Raw genomic sequence first — 23,266 nt, 5'->3', positions numbered from 1 at the left:
CTCTTCGACCGTATGCGATCGCTTACCCGTTAAGGGGAGGCGGGACGACAGTCTAGCGCAGATGACAGGAGACGTGGTGACCGGGCGCGATTTCGCGCAGCGAGGGCGATTCCGTCTTGCAGCGTGCCACGGCATAGGGGCAGCGGGTGTGGAAGTGGCACCCGGCCGGCGGATGGACCGGGCTGGGCACATCGCCCTGCAGGAGACGCTTCTCGCGCCTGATCGTCGGATCGGGCACGGGCACGGCCGAGAGCAGCGCCTCTGTGTAGGGATGCTGCGGCCGGGTGAAGATCGAACGCGTGTCGGCATATTCGACGATCCGGCCGAGATACATCACGGCGATTCGGTGGCTGATATGCTCCACCACGGCGAGATTGTGCGAGATGAAGAGGTAGGAAAGCTTCCGCTCGCGCTGCAGGTCCTGCAGGAGATTGATCACCTGCGCCTGGATCGAGACATCGAGAGCCGACACGGGCTCGTCGCCCACGATCAGTTTCGGCCCGAGGGCGAGGGCGCGGGCGATGCCGATGCGCTGGCGCTGGCCGCCGGAGAACTGGTGCGGGTAGTTGGCCATCTGCGCCGGCCTGAGGCCCACCCGCTCGAACAGCGCCGCCACCTGCTCGCGCCGTTCCTTGCTGCGCGCCATGCCGTGGACCAGAAGCGGCTCGCCCACGATCTCGCCTGCCGTCATGCGCGGATTGAGCGATGAGAAAGGATCCTGGAAGACGATCTGCATCTGCCGCCGGTAGGGACGCAGCTCCTTCTTCGACAGACGCGTGATATCGCGGCCGGTCATGGCGACCTTGCCCGAGGTAGGCTCGATCAGGCGCAGCACGGCGCGGCCCGCCGTCGACTTGCCGCAGCCCGACTCGCCCACGAGACCAAGCGTCTCGCCCTCGCCGATCGAGAAGCTGATGCCGTCGACCGCGTAGACGTGCCCGACCGTGCGGCGCAGCAGGCCCTTGCGCACCGGAAAATGCTTCTTGAGGTCCTTGACCTCCAGGATGGGCGTCGTCTCAACCATCGCTGTGCCAGCAGGCGGCCCAATGGCCAGGCCGCTTCTCCTTGTAGTCGGGCCGCTCGCGCCGGCAAAGGTCGTCCGCCTTGGGGCAGCGTGGGGCGAAGGCGCAGCCTGGCGGCAGGGCGAACAACGGCGGCACGATGCCGGGGATCTCCTGCAGCCGCGCATCGTTGCGCTTGCCCTCGCCGCGCATCAGGTCCAGCCGCGGGATCGAGGCCATCAGGCCAGAGGTATAAGGGTGGAGCGGCCGGGCGAAGAGTTCGCCCACCTCGGCCTCCTCGACCTTGCGGCCGGCATACATCACGATCACGCGGTGGGCCGTCTCGGCCACGACGCCGAGATCGTGTGTGATCAGGAGCACGGCGGCGCCGAACTCGCGCTGCAGGTCGACGATCAGATCGAGGATCTGCGCCTGGATGGTGACGTCGAGCGCCGTGGTCGGCTCGTCGGCGATCAGAACCTTGGGATTGCAGGCGAGCGCCATGGCGATCATGGCGCGCTGGCGCATGCCGCCGGAGAGCTGATGCGGATATTCCTTCGCACGCTGCTTGGGCTCCGGAATGCGCACCAGGTCCAGCATCTCGATGGCGCGCTTCATGGCCTGCTTGCGGTTCAGGCTGCGATGCAGGGTCAATGCCTCAGTGATCTGCTTGCCGATGGTCATCACCGGGTTGAGCGACGTCATCGGCTCCTGGAAGATCATCGAGATCTCGTTGCCGCGCACCTTGCGCATCTCTTCTTCGCCGAGCGTCAGCAGATCGCGGCCGCCGAGCCGGATCGAGCCCGACACGATGCGACCGGGCGGCTCGGGCACGAGACGCATCAGCGACAGCGCCGTCATGCTCTTGCCGCAGCCCGACTCGCCCACGATCGCCAGCGTTTCGCCTGATGTGACCTTGAAGTCGACGCCGTCCACGGCCTTGACGATGCCCTGTCGCGTGTAGAACCAGGTGCCGAGGTCGTCGACCTCGAGAAGTGCGCTCATGGCCGATTTTTTCCTCAGGACCGTTCGCGAGGATCGAGGATGTCGCGCAGCGCATCGCCCAGCAGATTGGTGCCGAACACCGTGAGGCTGATGGCTAGGCCAGGGAAGATCACCAGCCACGGCGCGGTGCGCACGTACTCGGCGGCCGATTCGGACAGCATCCTGCCCCATGACGGATAAGGCTCGGGAATGCCAAGGCCAAGAAACGACAGGGAAGCCTCGACCAGGATCGCCGACCCGAGCTGCGCGGTCCCCAGCACGATCAGCGGCGCCAGCGTGTTGGGCAGCACATGGCGCACGGCGATGCGCAGCTCGCTCATGCCGATCGCCCTGGCGGCTTCGATGAAAGGCTGCTCCCGCAACGAGAGCGTGCTGGAACGAACCACCCGCGCCACATTCGGCACGAGCGGGATGGCGATGGCGATTATGGTGTTCTGCAGCGAAGGACCGAGTGCCGCCGCCATCGCCAGTGCCATCACCAGCAGCGGCAGGGCCTGCATGATGTCCATCAGCCTCTGGGTCACGAGATCGAACCAGCCGCCGATATATCCGCTCATCAGGCCGACGGCGACACCCAGGATTCCGCCGAGAAGCGTGGCGCCGACGCCGACGGAGAGCGAGACACGCGCGCCGTAGACGATGCGGCTGTACATGTCCCGCCCCATGAAGTCGGCGCCCAGCCAGAACGCGCCGCCCGGCGGCGATAGCGAGGCGCGGGCGTTGGTCGCCGTTGGGTCGACCGGCGCGATGACATTGGCGAACACCGCGGTGAGAACGAACACCACCACGATCAGCGCGCCCACCGTGCCCAGCGGGTAGCGCCGCGCCAGGAAGGCGAGACGACTGACCCAGCCGGTGACATTCGCTCCGGCGCGACCGAGTTCGGCGTCGTGGTCGATAACGGTCATCGGCCTCAGTCCGAGTACTTGATACGTGGGTCGAGCGCCATGTAGGCCATGTCGACCAGGAAGTTGGCGATGACGACGATCAGGGCGATCATCATCACCAGGTTCTGCACGATAGGATAGTCGCGCCACTGGATCGATTCGACGAGGAAGCGCGCGACGCCTGGGATATTGAACACTGTCTCCGTCACGATCAGGCCGCCGATCAGAAAGGCGGCTTCGATGCCGATGATCGTGACCACGGGCAGTAGCGCATTGCGCAGCGCGTGCTTGTAGTTGACCGACATCAGCGAAACGCCCTTCGACCGAGCGGTGCGGATATAGTCCTGGCGCAGCACCTCGAGCATGGACGACCGCGTGAGCCGCATGATCAGCGCCGAGCTGCGGAAGCCGACGGCCGCCGCGGGGATGCTGAGCAGCAGCAGCTCGTCGAGCACGCTCTTCGGTTGGTTGGAGTAGATCGGGATGTCGCCGAACCACTGCACCGATGCCATCAGGATCAGCAGGCCGAGCCAGAACGAGGGCAACGAGAGGCCGCTGAGGCTGACGACGCGCAACAGGTAGTCGAGCCGGGTGTTCTGCTTGACGGCGCTGATCACGCCAAGCGGCACGCCGAAGAGCACCGAGAAGAACAGTGCGAGGCCCGCCAGCTTGGCAGTGACTGGCACGCGCGGGGCGATCTCCTCGATGGCCGGACGCTCCGAGACATAGGCATAGCCCAGGTCGCCATGCACCAGCCCGCCGATCCACTGCGTGTACTGCTCGAGGATCGGTCGGTCGAGGCCGAGCTCATGGGCGATCTTGGCCTTCTCGTGGGGATCGACGATACCCGCCGAGTCGACCAGGATGTCGACGACATTGCCGGGAACCAGGCGCAGCAGCACGAAGATGAACACCGACATGCCGAACAGCGTGACCACCATCAGGAGGATGCGGCGCGTCAGGTAGGCGGCCATCAGCCGTCCGCCTCCGTGATCCGACGAAACCGGCCGCCGATCCGCCGGACCGGATCGATGAGCTTCCCGAGATGCCTCACGCCCCCTCCCTCTGCCGCGGTCTCTCCCCTCGCGAACGGGGGGAGAGCCGGAAAGCCGTCCTAGCGGTCGAGCCAGACGTCCTCGAAACGCCAGCCGTTATAGATGCTGTTATCCTGGAGGACGAGGCCCTTCAGCTTCGGCGACCAGCAGGTGTTGCCCACGCCCTGGTAGAGCACCGGCCGGGCACCGTCCTCGATCAGCCTCTTCTCGATCTCCCACACCATCTTCTTGCGCTTCTCGTGGTCGACCTCGGCCGACTGCTGGTCGATCATCTTGTCGACCTCCGGGTTCTTGTAGCCGGAATAGTTGCGCGGAGAGGTCGAGTAGAAGTTCTCATAGAAGTTGACGTCGGGGTCGTCGACGCCGACGCCGGTCAGGTTCATGCCCAGCGTGTACTGCTTGTTCTGCACCTTGGTGTGCCAGACCGTGGTGTCGATCGGGTCGAGCTCGGCCTCGATGTAGATTTGCTTGAGCTGGTCGATCAGGATGACGGCCGGATCGCGATAGATCGCGATATTGCGCGTCGAGACCTTGATCTTAAGCGGCTTGTCCTTGCTGTAGCCGAGCTTCTCCATGATCTTGCGCGCCTCGGCGCGGTTCTTCTCGACGTCCGCCCCGTAGCCCGGCATGGTTTCCAGCATCTCCTTGGGCATGCCCCAGATACCGGCCGGCGGCGGCAGCATCGGCTCGGCAGGCAACGCATGGCCCTCGAACAGGATCTCGTTGAAGGGCTTGCGGTCGATCGCCAGGACCAAGGCCTTGCGCAGCTCGGCATTGTCGAACGGCGGCGCATCGCGATTGAGCAGGATGTTGCCGTTGACGCCGGTCGGCCGCGCCTCACAAACCGCATCGGGCTTCTGGGACTTGACGTCCTTCAGCATCGGGAAGGTGATGTCTGAATCGAAGGTCATGTCGAACTCGCCGGCGACGAAGCCTAGCAAGCGCGTGCTGCGGCTGGGCACAATCTTCCACTCGATGGCGTCGAGGTAGGGCTTGCCCTTCTTCCAGTAGTCGGGATTGCGCACCAGCTTGATCGAATTATTGCGCTTGAACTCGACGACCTTGAAGGGGCCGGTGCCGATCGGCTTGGACCGCATCTCGCGGCCATCGGCGTGGCAGGCATAGACCGGCGAATAGCCCGCGGCGAGCATCGACAGGAACGAGGGCTGCGGCCTGTTCAGGACGAAGGTCACCTCGGTGTCGGACTTGACGTCGACCTCCTTGAGGTTCTTGTACCAGATCTCGCGCGGGTCCTTGCGGATCAGGTCAGACTTGGTCTTGCCAGCCAGCGCGTCCCACGTGCACTTCACGTCCTTGGCGGTGAACGGCTTGCCGTCGTGCCATTTCACCCCGCTGTGCAGCTTGAAGGTGAGCTGGGTCTTGTCGGAGTTCCACGACCAGCTCTCGGCCAGATCGGGCACGATATGATCGGGGCTGTTGATCTTCTCCTTGGGGTCGAAGACCACGAGGTTGTTGAACACCGCCATGAAGGGCTGGACGGTGGAGATCGTCGCTTCCTCGAGAATGGAGGCGCTGGGCGGATTGTCGCGATGGGAAATATGCAACGTGCCGCCCTGCTTCTGCGCGAATGACGGTGACGCAGCCGTCACCAAACCAGCCACCCCGGCTGCCAGCAATGCCAGTCGAAAACGCATCGATTTCCCTCCCACGAACGCGATCGGCTTCTTGATCGAGCCGCGCCAAGCTAACACATCGTGTGCACTCGCCAAGCGCTATTGCGCCGCGCCCTTCAGCTCGATCTGGTTGCCTTCGGGATCGTCGAAATAGAGCGACGGCCCGTTGCCCTCGGCACCGTAGCGCTCCACGGTTTCGCCCACCGCAACGCCGAGCGGCGCCAGCCGGGCGGCGATGGCCTCCCGGTCGAACGGCTCGATGCGGAAGCAGAGGTGATCCATATTGCCGCCCGATTCCGGCCGTTCGGCCTGGACCAGGTCGAGCATCGAAGCGCCGGCCCGCATCTGCACCAGATGGAGCCTGTCCAGCGTGCGCTCGACCTTGAAGCCGAGCGCCTGCTCGTAGAACCGGACCATGCCGGCGAGGTTGCGCACCCGCAGCACGACATGGTCGATCCGTTCGACATGGAAAGTCATGCCGTCTAGCTTAGCCGCGCCCGACACAAGGCGGAAGTCACGGAGGAAACGATGGGCATTGCGGTCAACGCCGCCAAGGCACGGTTGAAGAAGAACGAGCTGGCCATCGGGATCGGCGTGCGGCTGGTGCGTAATGTCGATATCATCAAGGTCATGAAGGCGGCCGGCTACGACTGGTTGTTCCTCGATCTCGAGCACGGCGCGATGTCGATCGAGACCGCCTGCGAGATCTCGGTCGCCGCCCAGGACTCCGGTATCGCCCCCATCGTGCGGGTACCTCACGGAGAACTCACCATGGCGACGCGCGTGCTCGACGGCGGCGCGCTCGGCATCGTGATCCCCCATGTCGACACGGCGGAGGAAGCGAGCGAGATCGCCGACCGGCTGCGCTATCCGCCGCGCGGCCACCGCTCGGTGGGCGGCGGTCAGGCCCAGTTCGACTATGCGCCGATGCCGCTCGCCGAGATGACCAGGCAAAGCGACGACAACACCCTGATCACGGTCATGATCGAGACGCCCCAGGCGGTCGACAACGCCGAGTCAATCGCCGCCGTGCCGGGCATCGACTGCCTGCTGATTGGCTCGAGCGATCTGTCGATGGAACTCGGCATTCCGGGCGAGAACGGGCATGCCAAGGTGCAAGCCGCTGCCGACAAGGTGGTTGCCGCCTGCAAGAAGCACGGCAAGTGGCCCGGCATGGGCGGCGCCTACAGCGACGAGCTGCTGAAGCTTTACGCCGGCAAGGGCATGAAGCTCCTGCTTTCGGGCAACGATCTCCCCATGCTCACCGCCGCCGCGAGAGCGCACCAGGCGAAGGTGCGAGCGTTGCAGTGAGATGGGATCGCGGGCTCCAGCCCGCTCATGATGCGGGCTGGAAGCCCGCGATCCCCCTTTACCGCTTCCCTTCGATCTCGATTTCCAGGAGATGCGGCTTTCCGGACGCGAAGGCCGCGGCAACGGCGGCGTTGATATCGTCGGCCTTGGTGACGTGCGTGCCGGCAACGCCCATGCCGCGGGCGAGATCGACGAAGCCGAGCGCCGGGCCCGTCAGATCCATGTGCATATAGGGCTTGTTGGATTTGACGTCGAAGCGCGCGCGATAGGCGTCGATATTATGCTTCAGCACACGGTACTCGCGGTTGGCCAGGATCACGAACACGATCGGCAGATCGTGATGTGCGGCCGTCCACAGCGCCTGGATGGAATACATCGACGAGCCGTCGCCCGAGAGACAGAGGATCGGCCGCCTCGTGTCGGCGACCGCCACGCCCAGCGCCCCGGCCACGCCCTGCCCGATGCCGCCGCCGCGGCCGCTGTAGTAGTCGCCGGCCCCCTTGAAGGTGAAGGTCTTGAAGAGGTCGAGATTGGCCGTGATCGTCTCGTCCACGACCACGACGCCCTCGGGTGAGCCGGCACGGATTTCCGCCATCGCGCGCGCCATCGACGTGGGCGACCGCGACCAGGCCTTCTCGACCCGCGCCTTCTGCGCCGCCTCCTCGGCCTCCTTCTGCGCCTCGAGCGCGGCGCGGCGCTTCTTCGCGACGGCCGCGTCGACCTTGACCGCTGCTTCGAGCGCCTCGAGGGCGGCGCCCACATTGGCGATCACGCCCGCATCGACCGCGAAATTGTAGGCGAGCCGCGACGGCGCCGCCTCGATCTGAAGCACCTTCGTGCCGGATGCGAACGGCGAACCCGGCGCATACCACACTTCCTCGAAGAACGGTCCGCCCATCATCAGCACGAGGTCGTTCGCCGCAAGCTGCCTGGCCACGCCCGGCGCATCGAAAGCGAGCGTACCGCGCCAGGCCGGATGATCGGTCGGGAAGGCATTGCGGCCGCGCAGGCCCTCGAACCAGACCGCGGCGCCGAGATTGTCGACCAGCCTCACGAGCGTGTCGACGGCGCCGGCGCGGGCGACGTCGTCGCCGGCCACGATCGCCGGCGCCTTTGCCGCGGCGATGTGCTTCGCCATGGCGGCAATGCCGGCCGGATCGGGACGGCTCGCCGAAAACAGCGTCGCCGGCCGCCCGGCCGGGATCGCGGTCTCCTGCTCCATGACGTCGATCGGCAGCGCCACGAACACCGGACCTGCCGGCGCCTCGTTGGCGGTCTTGAAGGCGCGCTGCAGCACGGGCCCCAGCTCGTCGGCACGCTCGACCTGCACGCTCCACTTGGTGACGGGCGCCGCCATCGCCGCGAGATCGTGGCCCAGAACGGGGTCGCGCAGCCGCAGGCGCGTATCCTGCTGGCCGGCCGTCACGACCATCGGCGAGTTGTTCTTGAGCGCACCGTAGATCATGCCGATCGCATTGCCGAGGCCCGGCGCCACGTGCAGGTTCACGAACGCGGTCTTGCCGCTCGCCTGCGCATAGAAGCTCGCGGCGCCGACCGCGACGCCTTCGTGCAGGTGCACGATGTACCGGATCTGCGGGTAGTCGAGCAGCGAGTCGAGCAGCGGACTCTCGGTCGTGCCGGGATTGCCGAAGATGCGATCGACGCCATGGTTGACGAGCGTCTGCATGAGAACCTGGCGACCGCGCATCTTTCCGCTCCCTCAATTCCCTTGCTTGGTATGAGAAAGCGATGGAGCTTGTCGAGCGCTATCGGGAGGAAACGCCATGCAGGCGGATTATGTCGTGGTGGGCGCCGGCTCGGCCGGATGCGTGGTCGCGTCTCGTCTGTCGGAAACCGGCGCGTCGGTGATCCTGCTGGAGGCCGGGCCGAACGACTGGCACCCGATGATCCATATCCCGGCCGGCATGCGATCGCTGATCCGAAATCCGCTGGTGAACTGGAATTTCACCACCGAGCCGGAGAAGGGCTCGGGCGAACGCCGCATCGACTGGCCGCGCGGGCGCACGCTCGGCGGGTCGAGCTCGATCAACGGCATGCTCTATGTCCGCGGCGCGCCGGCCGACTTCGACGGCTGGGCGCAGATGGGTTGCCGCGGCTGGAGCTGGGACGACGTGCTGCCTTACTTCAGGAAATCCGAGCACTACGTGCAGAAGGGCGATCCCGAGGTGCGCGGCCACGGCGGCCCGCTGAAGGTCGAGGACTACCGCACCATCCTGCCCCTCACCCATCGCTTCGTGGAAGCCGCCCAGCAGGCGGGCTTCCCGTTCAATCCCGACCTCAACGGCAGGCAGCGTTACGGCGTGGGCTATTCCCAGATGACGCGGCGCGGCCGGTTTCGCGGCTCGACGGCGCAGACCTTCCTGCGCGAGGCGCGCCGCCGGCCCAACCTGCGCATCGAGACAGACGCGCAGGGCGGCAAGCTGAGCTTCGAGGGCCGGCTCTGCACCGGCATCACCTTTCGGCGCGGCGGCAACCTCACGCATGTGCGCGCCCTTCGCGAGGTGATCGTCGCCGGCGGCACGGTCAACTCGCCGCACCTCCTGCAGATATCGGGCATCGGACCGGGCGCGCATCTGCAGTCGCTCGGCATTCCCGTCGTGCGCGACCTGCCGGGTGTCGGCGCCAATCTGATCGACCACTATGTGATCCGCGTCGTGCATCGCGTGCACGGCACGCCGACGGTGAACGAGATCGCGCGCTTCCCGCGCGTCCTGCCGGAGATCGTGCGCTTCGCCACCACCGGCCGCGGCGCCCTCACTTTCGGCGTCACGACGGCCCAGGTCTTCTGCGACAGCCGCGAAGGGCTCGCCTCGCCCGACCTGCAGCTCCTGTTCACGCCGGGCAGCACGCACCCGCTGAAGTTCGGCCAGCTCGACGAACGGCCCGGCATGAGCTGCGTGGTGTGCGTGGTGAAGCCCGACAGCCGCGGCACGATCATGGCGAGCTCGCCCGATCCGTTCGAGCGGCCGGCCATCCGGCCCAACTATCTCACGGCCCGCACCGACGAGCTGGCGCTTCTGGGCGGCACGCGCCATGTGCGGCGCATCTTCGCCGCGCCGGCGCTCGGCCAGCACAGCCGCGGCGAGATCCAGCCCGGCCCCGACATCCAGAAGGACGAGGACCTCCTGGCCTATGCCCGGCGGTCCGGCAACACGCTCTATCACCCGGTCGGCACCTGCAAGATGGGCGAGGATCCGCGCGCGGTCGTCGATTCGCGCCTCAAGGTGCATGGCATCGAGGGCCTGCGCGTGATCGACGCCTCGGTGATGCCCACCCTCACCACCGGCAACACCAACGCTCCCACCATCATGATCGCCGAGAAGGGCGCGGCGATGATCCGCGAGGACGCACGGCAATAGAAAGAGGAAGACGATGGGTTACATGACCGACGAGCGACGCATGATCCAGGAGACGGCGCGCGCCTTCGCCATGAAGGAGGTGCTGCCGATCGCCAACAAGCTCGATCCCGAAAAAGGCGACATCCCGGCCGAGCTGATCCGGAAGCTGGCGGACATGGGCTATTTCGGCATCGTCATTCCCGAGCAATACGGCGGCATGGGGCTCGGCGTCTTCGAATACTGCCTGATCACCGAGGAGCTGGCGCGCGCCTGGATGAGCGTCGCCTCCATCATCGCCCGCGGCAATGGCCTCAGCGCCGGCCGCGGCATGACCGAGGAGCAACGCGCGGCCTTCCTGCCGCGCGCCGCCCGCGGCGAGTTTTTGGGCGCGGCGGCCATGTCGGAACCGGATGTCGGCTCCGACCTCGGCAACATCTCCTGCCGTGCGCGTCGCGACGGCGATAGCTGGGTGATCAACGGCAACAAGTACTGGTGCACCTTCGCCGATGGCGCCGACTACATCATGCTGGTCGCGCGCACCTCCGATCCGGCGGACCCGAAGCGCAAGCATGTGGGCCTCTCGTCGTTCCTGATCGAGAAGAAGCGCGGCACGCTGCCCGACGGCGTGCGCGGCGCGCCCATTCCCAAGATCGGCTACTTCGGCTGGAAGACCTGGGAGCTCGCCTTCGACAATTGCCGGCTTCCCGCCTCGGCGCTGATCGGCGAGGAAGGCCGCGCCTTCTATTACATCTCGGCCGGCCTCGAACGGGCGCGAGCCCATACGGCCGCCCGCGCAATTGGGCTCGCGCGCGGCGCGCTGGAGGATGCGACCGCCTATGCGCAGGAGCGGAGGCAGTTCGGCCAGGCGATCGGCGAATTCCAGAACACCCGCTTTCGGCTCGCCCGCATGGCGACGGAGATCGAGGCCTCGCGTCAGCTCATGTACTACGTCTGCGACGAGATCGACCAGAAGCGCCGATGCGACAAGGAGGCCGCGATGGTGAAGTTCCACGCCTCCGAAATGGCCGAGCGCGTGACCTCCGAGGCGCTGCAGATCTTCGGCGGCGCGGGCTACACCACGCTGCATGCCGTCGAGCGCTACTGGCGCGACGCCCGTCTCACCAAGATCTTCGAGGGCACGTCGGAGATCCAGCAACGCATCATTTCCGACCATCTCCTCGGCAAGCCGAAGGCGGCGTGATGGACGAGATCGAGCGCTTCCTCACGACGCCGCCTTCCCTGCGCTTTGCCTTCGCCGTCAAGGTGAAGGTGGGACCGATCCAGGACCTCGGCCAGACGGCACGCGGCCATCGCCGCATCGTCGACATCCTGGGCGGCGAGGCGCATGGCCCGCGCTTCGAGGGCGAGATCCTGCCGGGCGGCGCCGACTGGCAAATCGTCCGCCCGGACGGCGCGATCGAGGTGGTGGCGCGCTACACCATCCGCAGCAGGTCGGGCGCGCTGGTCTACGTGCAGAACGATGGCCTGCGCGTCGCCAGTCCCCAGGTGCTGGCACGCATGTCGAAAGGCGAGCTGGTGCCCTTCGACAGCTACCATTTCCGCACCGCGCCGCGCTTCGAGACCGCCGACCCGTCGCTCAAATGGATGGAGCGCGCGACCTTCGTCGGCGTCGCCGCCCGCACCCCCGACCGCGTCGCGATCGGCTTCCACGAGGTGCTTTGACTGGGGCATCGTAAACAAAAGCCTGTTCCAACTGCTGCGTCATTCCGAGCGCAGCGAGGAATCTTTGAAGGCCCCGCGAAAGATCCCCTCGCTACGCTCGGGATGACACGGGCTTGCCGGAAGCCCGAATCGGGCTAATCCCGGAAGCTCGGATCGAGGCGGTCGAGCTTGCGCAGCAGCGCTGGCCAGTCGAGCAGGCCGAACGGGCGTCGGACATGCGGCTGGTAGTTCTGGTAGGTCGCCTCGACCACGTCGGCCGGGACCTCGATCAGCCTGGTGTTGCACGACATCGCCGCGACCTGGGTCTTGCAGGAAAGCTCCAGCCGATGCATGGCGTTGAAGGCCTCGGGGATCGTGGCGCCGGTGGTCAGCAGGCCGTGATTGCGCAGGATCATCGCGTTGTTGTCGCCGAGATCCCTCACCAGCCCCTCGCGCGCGGCGAGGTCGAGCACCACGCCGTCGAAGTCGTGGTAGCTGATATGGGCGAAGCGCATCGAGGTCTGGGTGTTGGCGAGCAGCCCGCATTCCATGGTCGAGACCGCCATGCCGGGCCAGGTGTGGGTGTGGATCACGCAGTTGACGTCGGGCTTGGCCATGTGGATCGCGCTATGGATGACGAAGCCGGCGCGATTGACGCCATAGTCGAGGCCCGGGCCGAAATCCGGCTTGGCGAGGATGCTCCCCTCGTGATCGATCTTGAGCAGGCTCGACGCGGTGATCTCCTCGTAGAGGAGCCCGTAGGCGTTGATCAGGAAGGCATCGGGCTCGCCCGGCACGCGCACCGAGATGTGGTTGGCGATCAGGTCGGACATGCCGTAGAGGTCCATCAGCCGGTAGCAGGCGGCGAGATCGACACGGGCCTGCCATTCCTCCGGCGAGACCTTCGCGCGGAGGTTGGCGACTTTCGACGTCTTCAGCGCATGGACGCTCATGGAGGGCTCCGGTTTGTCGGCAATGCCGAACCGTAGCGCTTCGCAACGCCGGCCGTCCACCGCCGCCGGTCAGCCCTTCTTTTTCAACTCGCGCAGATTTCGCGGGTCGGCCGGCAAGGGATAGGCCGTCGTCGACTTGATGCGCTCCATGGCGAAACGCGAGGTGACGTTCTTGAGCGGCATGGTGTCGATCAGCTTCTTGTAAAAGGCGTCGTAGGCCTGCATGTTGGGCACGGCGACGCGCAGCATGTAGTCGATGTCGCCAGCCATGCGGTGGAACTCCATCACCTCGGGCATGGCGGTCACGGTCTGGGCGAATTTCGCGAGCCAGGCCGACGAATGGTCGCCGGTCTCGATCGACACGAACACGGTGAGGCCCATCCCCAGCGCTTCCGGCGACACCAGCGCCACGCGCTTCAGGATGACACCGGCCTTCTCCAGCCGCTGGATGCGCTTCCAGCACGGGCTTTGCGAGAGGCCCACGCGATGGGCGATCTGCGCCAGCGAAAGGCTGGCATCTTCCTGCAGGAGGGCCACTATCTTCCGGTCGATCGCGTCCATGAGGAGTCCTATCCGGCGCCGCGACCCGCAGTGTCGGGTCCGGGCGGCACAAACTCAACCGGTCTCAGCCCGGCAATGGGTCCAGCCGGACCGGGGCGCCCAGCCGCAACGTCAGGGCCTGCGACAGCGCCTCGAGATCACCATCGATCCTGCCGGCATAGTTGGCCAGGCGAATATCGGCGCCTTCGAACCAGGACAGCCGCCAGCCCTCCTCGGTATCGGCAAGCGACCCGACGATGCGGCCCCGCGCCGAGACGACCCAGAGCCCGGCTTCGCCATAGCTCGCCGCCAGGAAGCCCGCGGCGCGCGAAAGGAGTTCGGTAGCGAGGGACGACATACGCGGCAATCTAAGACGCGGCCGTTCCGCGCCTCAATGAAACCGGCTGCCGAATGCGCCGGCACGGGGAGGAAGAAAATTCCCGAACCGCCGACGGCGCAGAATGTTCTGATGTCGGCAGACAGGGGTGGGATCAGGGTCGCACGGCCGGCGCATCGATCGCCATGCCCTTCGCCCGATCCATCAAGTAAAGCTCGAGATCGAGGTATTCCGGCGAGTCGTAGTCGAAGGGCTCCGCGCGCATGCCGATCAGGCAATTGCGCAGCCGCCGTTTCAGCGAGCCCAGCGCCTGCCATTCCAGACGATAAACCGGATAGCCGGTCGGATGGCCCTGCGGGATGGTGGCGCCGCCCAGCTTCTTTCCGGCATTGTCGTCGTGGCAGTTGGCGCAGGAGAGATTGAGCTGGCCCTGCCGCTCCTTGAAAAGCTCCCCTCCATGCGCACGGAAGGAAGCAAGGCGAGGATCGTCCGGCGGCGCGATCGGCATGCCGCGCGACTGGAAGGCCACGTAGGCCGCAAGATCGAGGAGCGGCTCGCTCTCGGGACCGAACGGCTCGGCCTTCTGATGCTCGGTGCGACAGAGATCGATCCGTCCTTCGAGGTCGACCGGCCTGTCCGCGCCGGGCGGAATCGCGGGATAGCGGGCCGCCACGCCCTTCATGCTGTCGGCGTTGTGGCAGTCGGCGCAGGCCTTGTCCGCGCGGCCGGCCTTCCCCTTCCAGAGCGCTTCGCCCGCCCGCACACGGGGCATCGCGGGATTGGCGGCGTCGTCGTCCTGCATCCGCTGCAGTGCCGGGCTCATGTCCTGGTAACCCGAGCGGCGTTGGTCCTTGCGGCCTTGCGCCACGGCGAGCGAGGCGAGGAAAACGATCACCAATCCCAAGACGACCGGCAGCCTCCTCATGTCGCGGACTCCACGGCGAGGGCGCGACGCGCGGCAAGGTCCCGGATCATCACTTCGTGAGGCTGGCGAGATAGGCCACGACATCCTCGATCTGCTGCGCATTCAATATGGGCTTGCCGGCGAAGTTCCGCGCCACACGCTGCAGGCGATCGAGGCGATAGTAGGGCGGCATGATCGTAACCGGGTTCAGGCGGGAGGCATCGACCAGACGCAAGCGAAGCTGGCCTTCACTCCAGCGCGTGCCCGCCCCGGCGAGATCGGGCGCGAGATCGCCCTGGAAGCGCTCCTCGGGAAGGGGCGCGCGATGGCAGAGCAGGCAGAAGCCGGCGCTGCGATCGGCGACGAGGGCGCGGCCGCGCGCAGCGTCGCCCGCCTTCCCCGTCAACGAATCGGGAATCGAATCGCCCACGATGACGTAGGAGCGAAGCCCTTCCTGCGATCGGGCATTGAGGGGCAGAAGCGCCAGGGCGGCGGCGAGGCAAATGATGAAACGCATGCCGTTATCTGAACATCTCGCCCATGAGGATGCGGAAGCCTGCCTCGACATATCGTGCCCCGCGACCGCGCACCACGGCCTTTGCCGCGGCTTGGGCGCGCATGACCGCATGCAGCAGCGGTTCGGCCGCGTCGGCAAACATCGACAGAACCGGCCGATGCCGCTATCGGCCGACGCGACATCAGGCACCCTTCTTCAGGTCGTTGCTCATGAGCGGCAGTTGGCGGATCCGCTTGCCGGTGGCCTTGTATATGGCGTTCAGCACCGCCGGCGCGGCGACGGCGATGGTCGGCTCTCCGACCCCACCCCAGAAATCACCAGATGGCATGAGGACAACGTCGACGTCGGGCATCTCGTCCAGGCGCATCACATTGTAGCTGTCGAAGTTGGTCTGCTCGACGGCGCCGTCCTTCACCGTCACCTCGCCATAGAGGGCCGCCGACAGGCCGAAGGCGAACGATCCCGCGACCTGACGGTCGATTTGCGCCGGATTGACGGCATGGCCCGGATTAGTGGCGGCCGTGATCTTGTGGATCTTGAGGATGCCGTCGCCGCTTACCGAAACTTCGGCGACAGCGGCGACGTAGCTGCCATAGCCCATGATCTGGGCCAGCCCATGGACATGGCCTTCCGGCAGTGGCTTGCCGTAGCCGGCTTTCTCCGCCGCGGCCTTGAGCACCTCGGCGTGCCGGGGCTTCAGCATCCCGAGGCGGAAATCGAGCGGGTCCCGACCGGCGGCATGGGCCAGTTCATCCATGAAGCATTCCATGTAGACCGCATTCTGGTTCGTGTTCACGCCACGCCAGAAGCCAGCCGGAAGATGCGGGTTGCGCATCGCGTGATCGATCAGGAGATTCGGCACGTCGTAACCATAGGCCGCTTCCCGGCCGCCTGGGTTGAGACCCTGGAAGACGCCGGGATCACCTTTGGCCTGGAGGCTCTGCGGGGCCAAGGAGGCGCGGATCGACTGTCCGGAGAGGCGCATATGCAGACCGACCAGCCTGCCGTCGCTGTCGAGCCCGCCGGTGAGCTTGCACATCGTGATGGGATGGTACTGATCGTGCGTTGCGTCTTCCTCGCGCGACCAGAGGAGCTTGATGGGCGTGCCCGGCATCTGCCTGGCGACCAGCACGGCCTGGCGCACGTAGTCGCTGCGGCCGCGGCGGCCAAAACCGCCGCCCAGCATAAGCTTGTGGACGTCGCATTTGGCGACCGGCAGCCCGGCTGCCTCGGCCGCGACCGCAAGGGCCGCCTCGCCATTCTGCGTGCCGCACCACACCTCGCATCTGTCGGCCGTGTAGAGTGCGGTGGCATTCATGGGCTCCATCGTGGCGTGGTACTGCCAGGGAAAGGCATAGACCGCTTCGACCCTCTGCGCGGCGCCGGTGATCGCCGCCGCGGCGTCGCCCGCCTCGTTTCCGACGAAGGCTTCCCCGGCCTCCAACCCCTCCTTCAGCATCGCCATGACGGCATCCTGCTGCAGCTCGCCGAACTTGCCGACATCCCACTGCACCGGGAGGGCCTCGAGCGCGGTGTGCGCGTTCCAGTAGGTGTCGGCGATCACGGCGACCGCGTTGTCGTCGATCGATACGACCTTCTTGACGCCGCGCATCCTCTCGACCTTGGCGGCATCGAAGCTCCTTAGCTTGCCGCCGAACACCGGGCAGGCCTTCACCGTGGCCGTCAGCATACCCGGCAGACGCATGTCGATACCGTAGACCTGCTTGCCCGTGAGCTTGTCGAGCGTGTCCAGTCGCTTGACCGGCTTGCCGATCAGCTTCCAGTCCTTCGGCTCCTTGAGCGTCACCTGCCGGGGCGGCTCGAGTTTCGCCGCCGCGGCGGCGAGCTCGCCGTAGCGCAGCGTCCGGCCGGATGGCGTGTGCGTCACGACGCTGTCCGCCGCCTTGCACTCGCTGGCGGGCGCTTTCCATTCGGTCGCGGCCGCCGCAATCAGCATCTCGCGCGCGATAGCGCCGCCTTCGCGCACGTATTGCTGGCTGCCGCGAATGCCGCGGCTGCCGCCGGTCGCAAGATCACGCCACACGCGAGCGCGTCGCAGGTTCTCGCCCGGGGTCGGGTACTCGGTCGAGACTTTGCTCCAGTCGCACTCGAGTTCCTCGGCCACGAGCTGGGCGAGTCCGGTCAGCGTGCCCTGCCCCATCTCGGAGCGGGCAATGCGGATCACCACACGGTCGTCGGGGTGGATCACCACCCAGGCGTCGATCTCTTTCGCCTCGGCGGCCCGGGCGGCGGACAGGCGAAACCCGAGGGCAAAGCCGCCAGCCACGGCCGCGCCGCTGATCAGGAAGCCACGGCGGCCGATCGGGGATTGGATCGTCATGATTTCCTCCTCACGCCTTGGCCGCGGCGCGGATCGCCTCGCGCACCTGCTTGTAGGTGCCGCAGCGGCAGATATTGGTCATCGCTGCATCGATATCGGCGTCGGTCGGCTGCGGCTTGGCGGCCAGCAGCGCCGTCGCCGCCATGATCATCCCGCTCTGGCAGTAGCCGCACTGGGGCACGTCGTGATCGAGCCAGGCCTGCTGGATCTTGTTCAACTGCCCGTCCTCGGCCAGGCCCTCGATGGTCACGATCTTCTTTCCGCCGACCGAGCTCAGCGGCACCTGGCAGGAGCGGGTGGCGACGCCATCGATATGCACGGTGCAGGCGCCGCACTGGGCAATGCCGCATCCATACTTGGTGCCGGTAAGCCCCAGCGTATCGCGCAGCACCCAGAGAAGCGGCGTGCGTGGATCGGCATTCGCCTGCAGCGACTTTCCATTGACGTTCAGGACAGCCATGGCGATCTCCCGGGGTGGAGCGTTGTTCGAAGATGGAAGAACGCTAGCGCCTGCGCATGACGGCAAAAAGGCCGCCGGGCTCGCGCTCCTTCAAACTCGCGTGAGAAACGCTGCGCCCTTCAAGTCCTCTCGCTCACGAACTTTTGTGTCATCCCCGAGCGCAGCGAGGGATCTTTGATCAGCGCTGGCGGAAGATTCTTCGCTTCGCTCAGAATGACACTTCTTCTTGAGCAAGATCAGCCAAGGCTCGTCGCCAACACGCGCCGGTAGTTGCCGCCCAGAAGCTTTGCCGTCTCGTCGGGGGTGAAACGGACCCGCAGCGCGGGCCACTGATCCCGACGATCCTGCCGTGCGCCCTGTCGGCCCCCAGCGTTCCGAGATCACGCCAGGCAAGGCGCATCGGCTCCCCCTACAGCTTGGGCGGAGGATAGTAAGGCCGGTCGCCCAACGCCTGCACGCGTTTCCAGAACTCCGGACCGGAGGCCTTGCCGACCTCGTCGAGATCGGCCGCCTGGCGCCACATGCTCCAGGACTCGGGATGCAGCCGGCTGGCCTCGGCGAGCTGCCGGTCGCCCTCTTCTGCGCGGCCGTGCGCGCGCAGCCAGACGCCGAGCCGAAAGCGCGCCCGCGCCTCGGCGATCTCCGGCGTGACCCGGGGGAGCCCGGCGCGCGCCGCATCGGCGGCAAGCGCGTGCCTGCCGGTCGTCACCCAATCGCGCACGGCGTCGAGATAGGCCCGACGGGCGGCGAGCCGCGCCGCCTGATCTTCCGGCGACATGGTGCGCGTGGCGAGGTCCATGCGGCGGAAATGATCCGTCGATCCCGCCGTCTCGGGCGGCCGCGCGATGCGGCCCTGCTCGTCGATCCACACCGCCTGCGGCACGTTGACGAGATTGTAGAGGTCGCTCAGCCGATGCTCGGTGTCGATGAGCTGCCAGTAGCTCGACTTGGCCTGCTCGATCCAGGGCCGGGCGTGCTCGGCGCCGCGGCTTTCCTCCGCCACGGCCACCACCATGAAGCCCTTGTCCTTCAGCTCATCGTAGAGTTGCTGCCACACGGGCAGGTCGAAGCGGCACCCTCACCAACTGGCCCAGGTGGCGAGAAAGACCTTCTTGCCACGGAGCTGAGACAGCGTGCGCGGGACACCATCGACGTCGGGCAGGGTGAAATCGGGAGCCTCGAGACCGTCGAGCGCGGCGTTGCGCTCCTCGGCCGGCGCGCCCAGCGCCCAGACGTCGTGCGCATCGCTGGTGACAACCGGACCGCCGAGCTGCCTCCAGAAGGCCGCGAGGTCGACCTCGCTCGCGCCCACGGCGGAGCCCGGCATCGGCACGCAGACGTCGGCACGGCACATGCCTTCCGGTTTCAGCGTCCAGCCCGTGACCTTCTCCGCATCGGTCGCGCTCATCCAGAGGCCGTCATGGACGGCGACCTCATGCTCGGAAGTCGGGGTAAGTATTCGTGTCATACTGAGCGAAGCGAAGCATCTTTCCCCAGTCCGGAAAAGACCTCTCGCTGTGCCCGGGACGACAAAAACGCGTTACTTCGGTACCGAGATCGACACTTCCTTCGAGGTGATGAACTCCAGCAGGGCGGGCACGCCCTTGCGGGTCTGCTCGATGCCGCGCTGGATCGCCGGCACGATGTCTTCGGGCTTGGTCACCCGCTCGCCGTAGCCGCCGAAGGCCCGGGCCATGGCGGCATAGTCGCCGGAGATGTCGGTCGAGCGGTACTTCTCGGTCGAGACCTGCATGATGTGCAGCTCGATCGCCATCGAGAAGTTGTTGAGCAGGATCGACAGGATCGGGATGCGCTCGCGCACCGCGGTCTCGAAGTCCATGCCGGTGAAGCCGATGGCGGCATCGCCCCAGACATTGATGCAAAGCTTGTCCGGACAGGCGAGCTTGGCGCCCATGGCGAGGCCGAGGCCATAGCCGAGCTGCGTGGTCTTGCCCCAGCCGATATAGGTGTGCGGCGCCCTGGTCTTCCAGAACGGCGAGAGCTGGTCGCGCGGGCTGCCGGCATCGTGGGTGATGATGGTGTTGGCGATGTCCACCGTATGCTGCAGGTCCCACAGCACGCGATAGGGATTGAGTGGCGCATCGCCGCTCTTGAGCTTGGGCAGCCATTCCTTCAGCCACTCGCTCTCGATCTGCTTGATCTCGGCCGCCACCGCCGAGGCGTCGCGCTTGGTGGCGCCGGCCGCCTTGCAGGCGGCGACCAGCGCCGCGAGCGTGAGCTTCGCGTCACCCACCAGGCCGTGCTTGATCTTCACGTCCTTGTTGAGGTGCGCAGGATCGAGCGTGGCGTGGATGACGGTCTTGCCCTGCGGCATGGAAATGCCGAAGTTGGTCTCGGTGAAGGAGCAGCCCACACCCAGGATCACGTCGGAGCGGTCGAGGAAGCTTCGCACCGCCTTCGGATAGGCCCGCCCGCCCGAGCCCAGCGCCAGCGGATGGGTCTCGTCGAAGCCGCTCTTGCCTTCGAGGCTGGTGCAGACGGGAATCGCCAGAAGCTCGGCCAGTTCCTTGAGCTCCGCATAGGCTTCGGCCCAGTGCACGCCCTGGCCCGCGTAGATCACCGGCCGCCTGGCCGCCATCAAGACTTGAGCCGCCTGCTTCACCGCGGCGGGATCGGGCCCGTATTTGGTGACGACGACCGGCTCGTAGGGCAGCGGATCGGGCGCCTCCTCGGCATAGACGTCGGCCGGCAGCTCGACGATCACGGGCGAGCCGCGGCCGTTGCGCAGCAGGCTGAAGGCGCGGCGCATGATGTTCGCCACCTCCTTGCCCGAGGTCACCGGCTCGCAGTGCTTGGCGACATGCGCCATGGCGCGTGTCGAGTTGAAGTTGGGCGGGATGTGCGCGATGCGGCGCGGATAGCCCTGCGGGATCACCAGCAGCGGGATCGATTCGCCGTAGGCCTGCGCCACGCCACCATAGGCGTTCTCGGAGCCCGGGCCGCTCTGCATGCAGAACACGCCCATCTTGCGGCCCTTGGTCAGGCGGGACATGGCGTCGGCCATGTGCAGGCCGATGCGCTCCTGGCGCACGATGATGGGCCGGATGTCGATGGCGGCACAGGCCTCGATCAGATGGTTGACCGGATAGGCGAAGAGATACTCCACGCCCTCCCTCTTCAGGATGTCGGCGATCGCCGGTCCGGTCTTCATCTCGCTCCTCCTTCGGGCTACAGGCCCGCGCCTGTCACTTGTTCAATTCCTTCATCGCGCTGTCGAGGCCGCCCAGGGTGAGCGGGAACATGCGGCTGGAGGTGAGCTGCTGCAGGAGCTGGATCGAGGGCGTGTAGCTCCAGTGCCGCTCGGGCACGGGATTGAGCCAGACCAGGCTGCGATAGGTCTCGGCCATGCGCTGCATCCAGACCTGGCCGGCCTCCTCGTTCCAGTGCTCGACCGAGCCGCCGGGATAGGCGATCTCGTAGGGGCTCATCGAGGCATCGCCGACGAAGATCACCTTGTAGTCGGGCGGATAGGTGTGCAGGAGCTGCGCCGTCGGGAAGGTGTCGACGTGGCGCCTGCGATTGTCCTTCCACAGCTTCTCGTAGAGGCAGTTGTGGAAGTAGAAGAACTCAAGGTGCTTGAACTCCGAGCGCGCCGCCGAGAACAGCTCCTCGCAGACGCGGATATGGGCATCCATCGAGCCGCCGATGTCGAACAGCAGCAGGAGCTTCACCTTGTTGCGCCGCTCGGGGATCATCTTGATGTCGAGATAGCCCGCATTGCGCGCCGTCGAGCGGATGGTGTCGGGCATGTCGAGCTCGACCTCGGCGCCCTCGCGCGCGAACTTGCGCAGCCGGCGCAGCGCAATCTTGATGTTGCGCGTGCCGATCTCGACCGTGTCGTCGAGATTCTTGTACTCGCGCTTGTCCCACACCTTGACGGCGCGGCCCTCGCGGTTCTTGTCCTGGCCGATGCGCACGCCCTCTGGGTTGAAGCCGTAGGCCCCGAACGGCGAGGTGCCGGCCGTGCCGATCCACTTGCTGCCGCCCTGATGGCGCTTCTGCTGCTCCTCGAGACGCTTCTTCAGCGTCTCCATCAGCTTCTCCCAGCCGCCCAGCGCCTCGATCTGCTTCTTCTCCTCCTCGGTCAGGAGCTTCTCGGCGAGCTTGCGCAGCCATTCCTCCGGGATCTCCGCCGTCGTGCCCTCGCCGGCCGGCGCCTCCAGCCCCTTGAACACATGACCGAACACGCGATCGAACTTGTCGAGGTTGCGCTCGTCCTTCACCAGAACCGAGCGCGAGAGAAAGTAGAAATCGTCGACGCTGTACTCGGCGACGCCTTTGTCCATCGCCTCCATCAGCGCCAGATACTCCTTGATGGAGACCGGCACCTTGGCCTGTCGCAGCTCGAGGAAGAAGTTCACGAACATCGCGTACTCCGCGGTTCTGCTACTGACGCTGCTCCCGCCGCGCCATGAAGGCCAGCCGCTCGAAGAGATGAACGTCCTGCTCGTTCTTGAGCAAGGCGCCGTGCAGCGGCGGAATGAGCTGCTTGGAGTCCTTGGAGCGCAGCGCCTCGGGCGACATGTCCTCGACCATCAGGAGCTTCAGCCAGTCGAGCAGCTCCGAGGTCGAGGGCTTCTTCTTGAGGCCCGGCACCTCGCGGATATCGTAGAAGATGTTCAGCGCCTCCCGCAGCAGGTTGCGCTGCAGGCCGGGGAAGTGGACGTCCACGATCTGGGTCATGGTCTCGCGGTCGGGAAAGCGGATGTAATGGAAGAAGCAGCGGCGCAGGAAGGCGTCGGGCAGCTCCTTCTCGTTGTTGGAGGTGATCATCACCACCGGCCGCTGCGACGCCTTCACCACCTCCTGCGTCTCGTAGACGTAGAACTCCATGCGGTCGAGCTCGAGCAGAAGGTCGTTGGGGAACTCGATGTCGGCCTTGTCGATCTCGTCGATCAGGAGCACCGGCCGCTCGGCCAAGGTGAAGGCATCCCACAGCTTGCCGCGCTTGATGTAGTTCGCGATGTCCTTCACGCGCTCGTCGCCGAGCTGGCTGTCGCGCAGGCGCGAGACCGCGTCGTATTCGTAGAGGCCCTGCTGGGCCTTGGTGGTCGACTTGATGTGCCATTCGATCAGCGGGGCGCCCAGCGCCTTGGCGACCTCGTGGGCCAGCACGGTCTTGCCGGTGCCGGGCTCGCCCTTGATCAGCAGCGGGCGCTGCAGCGCGATGGCCGCGTTCACCGCCACGCGCAGATCGTCGCGGGCAACGTAGGAGTCGGTACCGGTAAATTTCATCGTGCAAAATCCAGGTTCGTTCGGGTGCCGGACCACCCTAGAGG

The 23,266-nt window shown here is 66.2% G+C and carries 23 protein-coding genes; 4 read left to right on the top strand and 19 right to left on the bottom strand.

Annotated elements, in window-relative coordinates; translation table 11 throughout:
• Positions 1-52: 52 nt before the first annotated feature.
• From OJF58_RS11895 to OJF58_RS11870, 6 genes are all read right to left on the bottom strand, one after another.
• The gene (locus OJF58_RS11895) at positions 53-1,024 is read right to left on the bottom strand and encodes a dipeptide ABC transporter ATP-binding protein (RefSeq protein WP_300784530.1); all 972 of its coding nucleotides are present in this window, start codon (positions 1,022-1,024) and stop codon (positions 53-55) included.
• Entirely contained in the window at positions 1,017-2,006 is a 990-nt protein-coding gene (locus OJF58_RS11890) for an ABC transporter ATP-binding protein (RefSeq protein WP_300784528.1), read from the bottom strand. Before OJF58_RS11890 ends, OJF58_RS11895 begins: the two co-directional genes overlap by 8 nt.
• Before the next feature lie 14 nt (positions 2,007-2,020).
• Positions 2,021-2,914 carry an ABC transporter permease gene (locus tag OJF58_RS11885; RefSeq protein ID WP_300784527.1) on the bottom strand — a complete coding sequence of 298 codons (894 nt, stop codon included), beginning with the start codon at positions 2,912-2,914 and terminating at the stop codon, positions 2,021-2,023.
• 5 nt (positions 2,915-2,919) lie between these two features.
• Positions 2,920-3,867: an ABC transporter permease gene (locus OJF58_RS11880; protein ID WP_300784525.1), complete on the bottom strand. Its 948-nt coding sequence runs from the start codon at positions 3,865-3,867 to the stop codon at positions 2,920-2,922.
• A gap of 140 nt (positions 3,868-4,007) precedes the next feature.
• Positions 4,008-5,603 (bottom strand): ABC transporter substrate-binding protein, encoded by a 1,596-nt coding sequence (locus OJF58_RS11875; protein ID WP_300784524.1) that lies wholly within the window; start codon positions 5,601-5,603, stop codon positions 4,008-4,010.
• 78 nt (positions 5,604-5,681) lie between these two features.
• Complete coding sequence (locus OJF58_RS11870; RefSeq protein ID WP_300784523.1) at positions 5,682-6,059, bottom strand: VOC family protein; 378 nt, start codon at positions 6,057-6,059, stop codon at positions 5,682-5,684.
• 51 nt (positions 6,060-6,110) lie between these two features.
• On the opposite strand from OJF58_RS11870, the gene OJF58_RS11865 reads away from it, so the two are divergent.
• On the top strand, positions 6,111-6,893 hold the full coding sequence (locus tag OJF58_RS11865) for an aldolase/citrate lyase family protein (protein WP_300784521.1): 783 nt from the start codon (positions 6,111-6,113) through the stop codon (positions 6,891-6,893).
• A gap of 58 nt (positions 6,894-6,951) precedes the next feature.
• On the opposite strand, the gene OJF58_RS11860 is transcribed toward OJF58_RS11865, so the two are convergent.
• The gene (locus tag OJF58_RS11860) at positions 6,952-8,601 is read right to left on the bottom strand and encodes a thiamine pyrophosphate-binding protein (protein ID WP_300784519.1); all 1,650 of its coding nucleotides are present in this window, start codon (positions 8,599-8,601) and stop codon (positions 6,952-6,954) included.
• Positions 8,602-8,677: 76 nt separating this feature from the next.
• On the opposite strand from OJF58_RS11860, the gene OJF58_RS11855 reads away from it, so the two are divergent.
• From OJF58_RS11855 to OJF58_RS11845, 3 genes are read left to right on the top strand one after another with little or no spacing between them, the layout of a single operon-like run.
• On the top strand, positions 8,678-10,273 hold the full coding sequence (locus OJF58_RS11855; protein ID WP_300784517.1) for a GMC family oxidoreductase N-terminal domain-containing protein: 1,596 nt from the start codon (positions 8,678-8,680) through the stop codon (positions 10,271-10,273).
• A gap of 13 nt (positions 10,274-10,286) precedes the next feature.
• Positions 10,287-11,453 carry an acyl-CoA dehydrogenase family protein gene (locus OJF58_RS11850; protein ID WP_300784515.1) on the top strand — a complete coding sequence of 389 codons (1,167 nt, stop codon included), beginning with the start codon at positions 10,287-10,289 and terminating at the stop codon, positions 11,451-11,453.
• Complete coding sequence (locus OJF58_RS11845; protein WP_300784513.1) at positions 11,453-11,935, top strand: DUF3237 domain-containing protein; 483 nt, start codon at positions 11,453-11,455, stop codon at positions 11,933-11,935. The genes OJF58_RS11850 and OJF58_RS11845 overlap by 1 nt, the downstream gene beginning before the upstream one ends.
• 134 nt (positions 11,936-12,069) lie before the next feature.
• Here the strand turns inward: OJF58_RS11845 and OJF58_RS11840 are convergent, their stop codons facing one another.
• From OJF58_RS11840 to OJF58_RS11785, 12 genes are all read right to left on the bottom strand, one after another.
• Positions 12,070-12,867: a class II aldolase/adducin family protein gene (locus tag OJF58_RS11840; protein WP_300784511.1), complete on the bottom strand. Its 798-nt coding sequence runs from the start codon at positions 12,865-12,867 to the stop codon at positions 12,070-12,072.
• A 69-nt stretch (positions 12,868-12,936) separates the two neighbouring features.
• On the bottom strand, positions 12,937-13,428 hold the full coding sequence (locus OJF58_RS11835; protein WP_300784509.1) for an Lrp/AsnC family transcriptional regulator: 492 nt from the start codon (positions 13,426-13,428) through the stop codon (positions 12,937-12,939).
• Positions 13,429-13,492: 64 nt separating this feature from the next.
• A complete protein-coding gene (locus OJF58_RS11830) occupies positions 13,493-13,765 on the bottom strand; it encodes a hypothetical protein (RefSeq protein ID WP_300784508.1) in 273 nt (90 codons plus the stop codon).
• A 133-nt stretch (positions 13,766-13,898) separates the two neighbouring features.
• On the bottom strand, positions 13,899-14,669 hold the full coding sequence (soxA, locus tag OJF58_RS11825) for a sulfur oxidation c-type cytochrome SoxA (protein ID WP_300784506.1): 771 nt from the start codon (positions 14,667-14,669) through the stop codon (positions 13,899-13,901).
• A 49-nt stretch (positions 14,670-14,718) separates the two neighbouring features.
• Positions 14,719-15,165, bottom strand: coding sequence for a sulfur oxidation c-type cytochrome SoxX (soxX, locus tag OJF58_RS11820; protein ID WP_300784504.1), 447 nt, complete (start codon positions 15,163-15,165; stop codon positions 14,719-14,721).
• Positions 15,166-15,169: 4 nt separating this feature from the next.
• Complete coding sequence (locus tag OJF58_RS11815; RefSeq protein ID WP_300784503.1) at positions 15,170-15,307, bottom strand: hypothetical protein; 138 nt, start codon at positions 15,305-15,307, stop codon at positions 15,170-15,172.
• Positions 15,308-15,346: 39 nt separating this feature from the next.
• Positions 15,347-17,506 carry a molybdopterin cofactor-binding domain-containing protein gene (locus OJF58_RS11810; protein WP_300784501.1) on the bottom strand — a complete coding sequence of 720 codons (2,160 nt, stop codon included), beginning with the start codon at positions 17,504-17,506 and terminating at the stop codon, positions 15,347-15,349.
• A gap of 10 nt (positions 17,507-17,516) precedes the next feature.
• Positions 17,517-17,966, bottom strand: coding sequence for a (2Fe-2S)-binding protein (locus tag OJF58_RS11805; protein WP_300784499.1), 450 nt, complete (start codon positions 17,964-17,966; stop codon positions 17,517-17,519).
• Positions 17,967-18,375: 409 nt separating this feature from the next.
• Positions 18,376-19,434 carry a TlpA disulfide reductase family protein gene (locus OJF58_RS11800; protein ID WP_300784498.1) on the bottom strand — a complete coding sequence of 353 codons (1,059 nt, stop codon included), beginning with the start codon at positions 19,432-19,434 and terminating at the stop codon, positions 18,376-18,378.
• Positions 19,435-19,506: 72 nt separating this feature from the next.
• A complete protein-coding gene (locus OJF58_RS11795; protein ID WP_300784496.1) occupies positions 19,507-21,138 on the bottom strand; it encodes a thiamine pyrophosphate-requiring protein in 1,632 nt (543 codons plus the stop codon).
• Between the two features lie 34 nt (positions 21,139-21,172).
• Positions 21,173-22,354 carry a VWA domain-containing protein gene (locus tag OJF58_RS11790; RefSeq protein WP_300784495.1) on the bottom strand — a complete coding sequence of 394 codons (1,182 nt, stop codon included), beginning with the start codon at positions 22,352-22,354 and terminating at the stop codon, positions 21,173-21,175.
• Positions 22,355-22,373: 19 nt separating this feature from the next.
• The gene (locus OJF58_RS11785) at positions 22,374-23,222 is read right to left on the bottom strand and encodes a MoxR family ATPase (protein WP_300784493.1); all 849 of its coding nucleotides are present in this window, start codon (positions 23,220-23,222) and stop codon (positions 22,374-22,376) included.
• Positions 23,223-23,266 lie beyond the last annotated feature (44 nt).

This window comes from Enhydrobacter sp. (genome assembly GCF_030246845.1).
Lineage (GTDB): Bacteria > Pseudomonadota > Alphaproteobacteria > Reyranellales > Reyranellaceae > Reyranella.
The sequence above is the reverse complement of the archived record's forward strand: the minus strand, read 5'-3'. Positions and strand labels throughout refer to the sequence as shown.

Coding starts and splice junctions, on each gene's coding strand:
- OJF58_RS11895 (WP_300784530.1), bottom strand. CDS start 1,024: ATGGTTGAGACGACGCCCATCCTGGAGGTCAAGGACCTCAAGAAGCAT.
- OJF58_RS11890 (WP_300784528.1), bottom strand. CDS start 2,006: ATGAGCGCACTTCTCGAGGTCGACGACCTCGGCACCTGGTTCTACACG.
- OJF58_RS11885 (WP_300784527.1), bottom strand. CDS start 2,914: ATGACCGTTATCGACCACGACGCCGAACTCGGTCGCGCCGGAGCGAAT.
- OJF58_RS11880 (WP_300784525.1), bottom strand. CDS start 3,867: ATGGCCGCCTACCTGACGCGCCGCATCCTCCTGATGGTGGTCACGCTG.
- OJF58_RS11875 (WP_300784524.1), bottom strand. CDS start 5,603: ATGCGTTTTCGACTGGCATTGCTGGCAGCCGGGGTGGCTGGTTTGGTG.
- OJF58_RS11870 (WP_300784523.1), bottom strand. CDS start 6,059: ATGACTTTCCATGTCGAACGGATCGACCATGTCGTGCTGCGGGTGCGC.
- OJF58_RS11865 (WP_300784521.1), top strand. CDS start 6,111: ATGGGCATTGCGGTCAACGCCGCCAAGGCACGGTTGAAGAAGAACGAG.
- OJF58_RS11860 (WP_300784519.1), bottom strand. CDS start 8,601: ATGCGCGGTCGCCAGGTTCTCATGCAGACGCTCGTCAACCATGGCGTC.
- OJF58_RS11855 (WP_300784517.1), top strand. CDS start 8,678: ATGCAGGCGGATTATGTCGTGGTGGGCGCCGGCTCGGCCGGATGCGTG.
- OJF58_RS11850 (WP_300784515.1), top strand. CDS start 10,287: ATGGGTTACATGACCGACGAGCGACGCATGATCCAGGAGACGGCGCGC.
- OJF58_RS11845 (WP_300784513.1), top strand. CDS start 11,453: ATGGACGAGATCGAGCGCTTCCTCACGACGCCGCCTTCCCTGCGCTTT.
- OJF58_RS11840 (WP_300784511.1), bottom strand. CDS start 12,867: ATGAGCGTCCATGCGCTGAAGACGTCGAAAGTCGCCAACCTCCGCGCG.
- OJF58_RS11835 (WP_300784509.1), bottom strand. CDS start 13,428: ATGGACGCGATCGACCGGAAGATAGTGGCCCTCCTGCAGGAAGATGCC.
- OJF58_RS11830 (WP_300784508.1), bottom strand. CDS start 13,765: ATGTCGTCCCTCGCTACCGAACTCCTTTCGCGCGCCGCGGGCTTCCTG.
- soxA (WP_300784506.1), bottom strand. CDS start 14,669: ATGAGGAGGCTGCCGGTCGTCTTGGGATTGGTGATCGTTTTCCTCGCC.
- soxX (WP_300784504.1), bottom strand. CDS start 15,165: ATGCGTTTCATCATTTGCCTCGCCGCCGCCCTGGCGCTTCTGCCCCTC.
- OJF58_RS11815 (WP_300784503.1), bottom strand. CDS start 15,307: ATGTTTGCCGACGCGGCCGAACCGCTGCTGCATGCGGTCATGCGCGCC.
- OJF58_RS11810 (WP_300784501.1), bottom strand. CDS start 17,506: ATGACGATCCAATCCCCGATCGGCCGCCGTGGCTTCCTGATCAGCGGC.
- OJF58_RS11805 (WP_300784499.1), bottom strand. CDS start 17,966: ATGGCTGTCCTGAACGTCAATGGAAAGTCGCTGCAGGCGAATGCCGAT.
- OJF58_RS11795 (WP_300784496.1), bottom strand. CDS start 21,138: ATGAAGACCGGACCGGCGATCGCCGACATCCTGAAGAGGGAGGGCGTG.
- OJF58_RS11790 (WP_300784495.1), bottom strand. CDS start 22,354: ATGTTCGTGAACTTCTTCCTCGAGCTGCGACAGGCCAAGGTGCCGGTC.
- OJF58_RS11785 (WP_300784493.1), bottom strand. CDS start 23,222: ATGAAATTTACCGGTACCGACTCCTACGTTGCCCGCGACGATCTGCGC.